This window comes from Frankia sp. Mgl5 (genome assembly GCF_023242985.1).
Taxonomy (GTDB): Bacteria; Actinomycetota; Actinomycetes; order Frankiales; family Frankiaceae; genus Parafrankia; species Parafrankia soli.
The window spans coordinates 1-7,208 of sequence record NZ_JALKFY010000683.1 but is presented as its reverse complement, the minus strand read 5'-3'; the positions used below and the strand labels follow the sequence as shown (position 1 = coordinate 7,208).

Annotated in this window: 7 protein-coding genes and 2 pseudogenes; 2 read left to right on the top strand and 7 right to left on the bottom strand. The window is 69.6% G+C overall.

What is annotated here, in order from left to right; translation table 11 throughout:
* The 5 genes and pseudogenes from MXD62_RS24670 to MXD62_RS24655 form a co-directional block, all read right to left on the bottom strand.
* A partial coding sequence (locus MXD62_RS24670; protein ID WP_248831834.1) for an IS3 family transposase occupies nucleotides 1–375 on the bottom strand: 375 nt, incomplete at its 3' end.
* Nucleotides 372–620 (bottom strand): transposase, encoded by a 249-nt coding sequence (locus MXD62_RS24665; RefSeq protein WP_248831833.1) that lies wholly within the window; start codon nucleotides 618–620, stop codon nucleotides 372–374. The genes MXD62_RS24665 and MXD62_RS24670, both read right to left, overlap by 4 nt.
* A 112-nt stretch (nucleotides 621–732) precedes the next feature.
* Nucleotides 733–864: pseudogene (locus MXD62_RS40880) on the bottom strand (DNA-binding transcriptional regulator); the annotation flags it as partial.
* A gap of 126 nt (nucleotides 865–990) precedes the next feature.
* Nucleotides 991–1,239: a hypothetical protein gene (locus tag MXD62_RS24660; protein ID WP_020464525.1), complete on the bottom strand. Its 249-nt coding sequence runs from the start codon at nucleotides 1,237–1,239 to the stop codon at nucleotides 991–993.
* 405 nt (nucleotides 1,240–1,644) lie between these two features.
* On the bottom strand, nucleotides 1,645–2,667 hold the full coding sequence (locus MXD62_RS24655) for a DUF4037 domain-containing protein (RefSeq protein ID WP_248831832.1): 1,023 nt from the start codon (nucleotides 2,665–2,667) through the stop codon (nucleotides 1,645–1,647).
* Between the two features lie 712 nt (nucleotides 2,668–3,379).
* On the opposite strand from MXD62_RS24655, the pseudogene MXD62_RS24650 reads away from it, so the two are divergent.
* Nucleotides 3,380–3,811: pseudogene (locus MXD62_RS24650) on the top strand (DDE-type integrase/transposase/recombinase); the annotation flags it as partial.
* A 37-nt stretch (nucleotides 3,812–3,848) separates the two neighbouring features.
* Here the strand turns inward: MXD62_RS24650 and MXD62_RS24645 are convergent.
* Complete coding sequence (locus MXD62_RS24645; RefSeq protein WP_248831831.1) at nucleotides 3,849–4,394, bottom strand: hypothetical protein; 546 nt, start codon at nucleotides 4,392–4,394, stop codon at nucleotides 3,849–3,851.
* 162 nt (nucleotides 4,395–4,556) lie between these two features.
* Nucleotides 4,557–5,465, bottom strand: coding sequence for an NADP-dependent oxidoreductase (locus MXD62_RS24640; protein WP_248831830.1), 909 nt, complete (start codon nucleotides 5,463–5,465; stop codon nucleotides 4,557–4,559).
* Between the two features lie 132 nt (nucleotides 5,466–5,597).
* Between MXD62_RS24640 and MXD62_RS39365 the strand changes: the two genes are divergently transcribed.
* Entirely contained in the window at nucleotides 5,598–6,908 is a 1,311-nt protein-coding gene (locus MXD62_RS39365) for a LuxR C-terminal-related transcriptional regulator (RefSeq protein WP_308301317.1), read from the top strand.
* Nucleotides 6,909–7,208 lie beyond the last annotated feature (300 nt).

Here is a 7,208-nt window from a genome sequence, read left to right as displayed (position 1 = left end):
GGGGGCGGGGCCGCGCCCCCCCCCCCCCCCGGGGGGGGGGGGGGGGCGGGGCCGGGGGGGGGCCCGCCCCCCCCCCCCACGGCGGTGGACTCCTTGCAGGCCAGCCTGTCTCATCAGCCGGGCGACGCGCTTGCGGCTGGTCCGGACACCCGCGGCGGCCAGGTCGGCGTGCACGCGCGGGGCGCCGTAGGTCGCCCGGGACGCCGCATGCACAGCGGTGATCTTCGTGGTCAGGGTCTGGTCGTCGGCGATCCGAGCGGACTGGCCGCCACGGCGTCGCCAGGCGTAGTAGCCCTCGCGTGACACACCGAGCACGCGGGCCAGGACGGAGACAGGATGGTGTGTTTTCTCCGCGTCGATCAGAGCGAACTTCATTTCTGATCGGTCTCCGCCGCGAAGAAAATTGTGGCCTTGCGGAGGATCTCGCGTTCCTCCCGGAGCTGCCGGTTCTCTTTCCGGAGCCGCTTCAACTCGTCGCGTTCCGCGGCGGTCAGCTCATCGGCCCGCGTACCGTCCTCCTGTTCGGCCTGGCGGACCCAGTTACGGATCGACGGCCCCGACGGGCCGTATTCCTTGGCCAACACCTCTGGCGAATTGCCGGCTCGGACAAGCTCCACCATCTGACGGCGGAACTCCTCCGTGTACGGCGGTTGCGATTTCGACACCTGTACTCCTCCCTGGGACCATTATCCCAAAGAGCCCAGGTGTGAACAGGAACGGGACAACTTCACAGACGCCCAGCAGGAAGAGGTCGGCCCGCGCCTGGTTGGCCGCCTCGGCGGCGACCGCGCCGCAGGTGACGGCCGAGTGCCTGAAGAGCCGGCCGCCGATCAGGAGCGCGTCGGTGGACGGGTGGTCCACGACTTCCCATCTACTACCAGGCGGAAGACATCCCGCTCGCCGCCTGATCGCGCGCGCCGCCCTCACCGTCTTATCCGGGCAAAGAGAAACCCCGGCCTGGACCCAGACCGGGGCGCTCGTGGTCGCCGGTCAGCCGGCCGTCGGCACCGCCGCGGTCTCCTCGACGACGGCGAACAGGCCACCCTCAACATCGCGCCAGTCGCTGACGGGGCGGACGCCAAGGGTCGCGAGCAGCTTGTCGGCGGCCTCGCTGAGGGCGGGGAGGTCGGCGGCGTCGAGGCGGCCGACGATGGTGCCTTCCGTGTCGGCCTCACCACGGATGATCCGGACGTCGAGGGTGTCAGCGTCGACGTACGCGTAGGTGTTCGTGTCGGTCAAGGGAGCCTCCTTGGGACATGGGAGAGATCGGTTCGATTCGTACGAGGGAAATCCTTACGCAGCGACGCGGACCCGAGCCACGCGCCTCCCGAGGTGTCAGGCCGCACGGGCATATGGCGTGTCGTGGTCGTCCCGCGAGGTCAATCCCAAACCGATGGCGGCCAAATCCGGTCTAACCGCAGCTGCGGATGCCCTCCGTGGTAGATGTCGTGTGGTGCCAATCCGCGGCCGGATGATGTGCGGGCCAGCGCGGTTGGGAACTGCCGGTCCGTGCCTCTGAAGTCCCGTCGGCGGGGTCGATGCCAACCCGGTCGACGAAGAAGGCCCGCGCGGTGCCGACTACGCCGTCTCCAGCTCGGACGAGGCGCCTGACCTCCGCGCACCGTCGGATCAGCGCCGGGGCGTTCAGGCCCGGAGCCCAAGCGCTGGCGCATAGTCGCGGCGGCGGATTGGTTGGGTGAGGATCTCGACGCTGTCGGTGGCCTGGTCGATCGCGCCGGGGAGATGGCCGAGCGGGCCGTCGGGTCGGTGTCCGAGCCGGGTGAGGAGGGTTCGCAGCGGCGGATCGCTGATTGCATCGGTCAGTGCACGGGTGAGGCGTTCGCCGCCGAGTACGTGGATGTCTCGGGAGTGAAAGCGGCGCGGCGCGGGGTCGACGGGCTCGGCCAGACCAAGCCGGTTCGTGGCGGCGGCGAGATGACTGGCCGCGGCACACAGTGCCGCTTCGCGTTCCCGCCACCGCGTCGCGCGCAGCGCGTGGTGCAGGGGCTCACCGATCTGGTCGGCGAGGGTCAGCTGCGCGAACGCGGCGGTCAGCCATTTGCCGTAGGGAGCCCAGCGGCGTTCGAGGAGGAATCCGATCCGAACGAGGTCACGGGCCACGCGGGCCACGAGCATCCGCGAGCCGAGGTCGTCGCCGCGACCACCGGTGCGGCTGACGAATGGTTCCTCCTGGCTGACCCGCAGCCAGGAGGCGGCCAGGACATAGCGCCAGATGTCGTCGGGGTACCACGCCAGCGCCCGACGCCGCGTGGTGAGCAGATCGAGCGGGTCGTGCAGGACCACGCCGCCGGTGAGGCTGGCCAGGATCTGGGTCGGGGCCAGTAGCCAGTCCGTCAGTTTCATCCCGTCGGCGGGGTCGACGCCGATCCGGTCGACGAAGAACGCCTGCGCGGTGGTCACCTCCACCTGATGGTGTGGCCGGCCGCCGTGTCGATCGCTGTCGGGGTAGACGACCGGGAAACCGTCGAAACCTGGCGGGACGAACAGCTGCACGCGGGGGCCGAAATCGTGATCCGCGGAAATCTCGTCATCGAAGCCGAGAACCTCGGACCCCTCACCGAGCAACGCGGCAGCGTGGGGAACGCCCGAGACCAGCGGCCGCACCGCCCGCTCGTAGAACCGTCGAGAAAGATCGCGACCTGACACCGTTCTGCGATCCTCCTCAAGGCGTCCCGTCATGGCACAGGCGCCTCATCGTCCTCGCTACCGCCACGTCTGGGCACCTGGGTTTTCGCCAGCCACCGGGCCGGGCCGTTTGGGCCAGTCGCGATCTCCAGGTTCCGCCGCACAAGCAGGCCCCCGATCCCCAGGACGTCGTCGAGCAGCCGCCACACACGTCGATCTCCTCGGCGGTGCAGTCGATCAGAACCTTGACCTCCACATCACGCTTGCCCGGATCCGCCGTCACGAAGAAGCCCGGTTCGCATGATCCCAACATGGTCGTCCAGGTGGGGCTCGAACCAACTCGCGACGCCCTGACCAGCGCCTTTCCGTGGCGCTGGATCTCAAAGCGATAGATCGCGAACCGCATGCATCCAGGTCAGGAGCATGATCATCATATGGGTGGAGCTGAGGGGACTCGAACCCCTGACCTCGCCCGCACACCCCCGACCCACAGGGCAATCGCGCACGTCGGGGTCCGGGGGCTCGGCCCCCGGGCAGACATAACGAAGACGCCCCCACGCCTTCTACGAAGGCATGGGGGCGTCCAAGTCGAGCAGAACGCCGACACGGTGCTTGGTGTCCTCCGAGATCACTGGAGAGCCGGATGCTCGGAAACGGGCCAGTCCGGTTCGGTGGGAGGCCGTGAGGAAAAGGATCTGCCCAGCAGACACCTCGCCCCACGGCCCACCCTGCCGTCAAGGTCTCCGGCCGCTGGACCTACCTCTACCGGGCGGTCGACCAGGACGGCCAGGTCATCGACGTTCTCGCCAGTACCCGCCGCGACCAGGCCGCCGCCCGCCAGTTTTTCACCCAGGCTCTGGCTCACGGCCGGCGGCCGGCGGCCGGTCGAGGTCACCACCGACAAAGCACCCATCTACCCGCGCATCCTCGACGAGTTCTTGCCTGAGGCCTGCCATGTCAATGCCGCCCGGGAGAACAACCGGATCGAGGCCGACCATGGTCGACTCAAAGCCCGACTCCGGCCGATGCGCGGACTGACACGACCCCGTTCTGTCCAGACGATCAGCGCCGGCCACGCCCTCGTGCGATATCCGCCGCGGCCACTACGAGCTCGCCGGTCGACACTAACGCAGCCGCGTTCACCGAACTCGCCGTCGCCGTCTGACCAGCGCCCGCCGAGGCCGCTGGCATGCGCTGCTTCCTCACAACGCAACAGCGCCCGCCTGGATCCACCGCTTCAGCGCCTCGACCGTGTTCTCCGGCGCTGTGTTGAAGCACAGTCGGATCCCGGGCGCAGTCTCAGTGAGGAGGTTGACCAGCCGTTCGAACAGCAGGGTGTTCTCCGGCAGCATACGGACGCCACCGCCGATCATCGCCAAGCCGAACGCATGCTCCTGGAGATGTTCCCGGACGGTCGCCTCGGCGCGGTCCGGAGAGGTGTCGATCAGGCACAGGACAGCATCGAACCCCGCCTCACGCAGCGCCGCGTTCCCGGCCTCGATCCGGGCGGTGAACACCGCCTCGTCGAGACCGTCGGGCATCTGGCTGTAGTCGAGCACACTCGGATGCAGCCCGATACACAGTGCCTTCGTGTCCCTCTGTAGAGGAGTTGACGGCGTCGGCCGGCCCATGGGCGGTGCCCTCTCTGCTCGCGTCGCGGTGATCTTCCCGGTGTATCCCGGAAGCTGGGCGGAGGGCCCTCTCAGCTCGAGATCCCAGATGATCTCCGCCGGCACCCCGGCGCTCACGGCTCCCCGCCCCTCAACACCAACGGACAACTGCCTGGATCCCTCCCAAGAGGCCCCGCCACCATGCTCTGAACCCCGCACGATCACCCGATCAGGCGGCCCGTTCGATCACGCCGCCCACCGATCGGTCTGCGGACGGCTTCTCAGCTCATGTTTCTGTGGTTACGGGCGAAGGACCAGCTTGCCGCGCGGGTGGCCGGCCTCGCTCAGTTCCTGGGCCTTGGCAGCGTCGGCGAGGGGGAAGCTCCGGTCGATACGGACGCGCAGTCGGCTGTCGGCGGCGAGGCGGGCATAGTCGGCGAGCGTCGGCTGGAACTGGAGGCTGGGCCCAGTGGAGAGGGTGATGCCCAGTTCGGCGGCCCGCATGTCGGCGATGGTGACGATGCGGTCGGTGGTGCCGCCGCGCAGGTCGATGGACAGCTCCAGGACGTTGTACCCCGTGGCGTCGTACACGGCGTCGATGCCCTGTGGAGCGGCGGCGCGGACCCGGTCGGCGAGGCCGTCGCCGTACGCGACGGGAGTGACGCCGAGGGAACGCAGGTAGTCGTGGTTGGCCTCGGACGCGGTCCCGATGACGGTCGCGCCGCGGGCGACAGCGAGCTGGACGCCGACGGAGCCGACGACGCCGGCGGCCCCGTGCACCAGCAGCGTCTCACCCCCTGTCACCTTCAGGGTGTCCAACACACGGTGGGAGGTCTCGGCGGCGGCGGGCAGTGCGGCGGCCGACTCCCATCCGAGGCCGGCAGGTTTGGGTGCGACGTCCACGGCCAGGGCGTACTCGGCGTAGGCACCGGTGACGGTGAAGCCCAGCACCTCGTCCCCCACCGAGATGTCGGTGACTCCCTCACCGACCTCGTCGACGATGCCGGCCGCTTCCGTGCCTGGGACGGCGGGAAAGGTCACGGGGAACACCTGCTGCAGCCAGCCGCGGCGGATCTTGTGGTCGATGGGGTTGACGCCGACGGCCACGATCTTCAGCCGGACCTGTCCGGGGGCTGCGTGCGGCTCCTCGACCTCCGCGAGCCGCAGGACCTCGGGGCCGCCGTACTCCTCGTACACGATCGCCTTCATGTATGTCACATCCCGTTGTACGCGTATGCCGCCGTGGAGGCGGCTTGTGGGCAACGCCTCCATCCTCGGCAGGGTTCGCTTCACATCCGCTGTCCTTTCGGATGGTTCTGACTGGCCGAAAGGACGGCGGACGTGCGGAGTGAGCTGGTTACGCTGGTGGTCATGGACCCGATGGCCGCACTCGATGTGATCCGGGCGCCGCTGACCGAAACCCTGCCGCGCCTGTCTGCCGCCCTGGCCGGGGCGATTCCCCACCGAGGGCTGGCGGATCTGTCCGCCAACTGCGCGTACGCACCGTTCCAGATCTACGGGGAGTCCCCGGGTGAGCCCGGCTCGGCCGTCACCACCGCCGAGGTGGCCGCGCTGCGGCCCCTGGTGCCGGCGGGAGCGAGCTGGCAGGGCAGGGCGCGGCTGGCGGGCGCCGACGTGCCGGTGCTCGCCCTGGCCAGCGGCGTCACCGAGCCTGCCTCTCTGCTGGTTCTCGTGCGGACCGAGGACACCGCCCTGCCGGAGGAGCATCTGGCGCCTGCTCAAGCGCTGTGGGATCTGCTGACCGCGCACCGGGAGGGCATGCGGGACGAGGCGGTCCCCGGGACACTGTCCGTGTCACGCGCCGCGGCAGCCGCACGCGCCCTCGCCCTCTCCGAACTCGGCGACGCGCATGGAGCCGCGCTGACCGCCTTGCTCGGTGTCCTGCGCGACCGCGACCTGGACGACACCAACGCCCGCACCCGCGCCATCGACCTCGGCGTCACCGCCCTGACCGAACTGCGCGCGCAGGCGGAGCTCGACCAGGCACTGGCCGAGGAACGGGCCGGGCAGGCCTTCGAACGGCTCGCCGACTCGCTGCGCCGGATCCTGCGCGCCCGCGGCGTACGGCTGGACCTCGGCACACCCGGCGCGGAGGAAGGCGCGGACCGGCTGCTGCCCTGCGATGTCGTCAGCACGGCGTCCTCGGCGGTCCGGGCAGCCGTGCACGCCTCACTGGAGGACCAGGGACACGGGCCGGACGGTCGTCGGGTGAGCCGGATCCACGTCGGCTGGAAGGTGGGCGCGGCCGACCTGCGTGCCACCGTACGGGACGACGGGCCCGGGACACTGTCCCGGAGTTCTCTCGACGCACGCCGGGTCGTAGAACGACTGACACCGCTCGGCGGCCGATTCGAGGTGGACGCGGTACCGGAGTGGGGCACGACGGTGACCATCGAAGTCCCCCTCACGCCGCCCGACTCGCCGCGTCAGGACCCGCTGGCCGGACTGGGGGCACGGGAGTTGGAGGTGCTGGGACAGCTGGCCCGCGGGCGGCGCAACCGGGACATCGCCCAGGAACTGCACATCAGTGAGTCGACGGTGAAGTTCCACGTCGGGAAGATCTTCGACAAGCTGGGTGTCAGCTCCCGCGGCGAGGCGGCGGCACTGGCCCATGAACGGGGTGCTGCGTAGTCGGCAGGATCTGAGACGGTGTTCTGCGGGGTTTTGCCGGGTGTCAGGTTGGGTTGGCCGGCGGGCGCCGGCCAAGGCTTCAAATCCGGGAGCGCTGGGACGGCTGGCCGAGGCGACGAAGGGCGGCCGCTGGCCAAGTTCCACCAGGGCACTGGCTACCCTGGTGGAACTTGGCCAGCGCGGAGTGCGCTACGGGGCCCATACCCCGGGAGACCGGGTCTGGTTCAGTTCTCGATCGGAGAGGTTCCGAGAACCTTGTACTCGGTGGGCTGGCCCTTGTCGTCGAGGGTCGTTGACAAC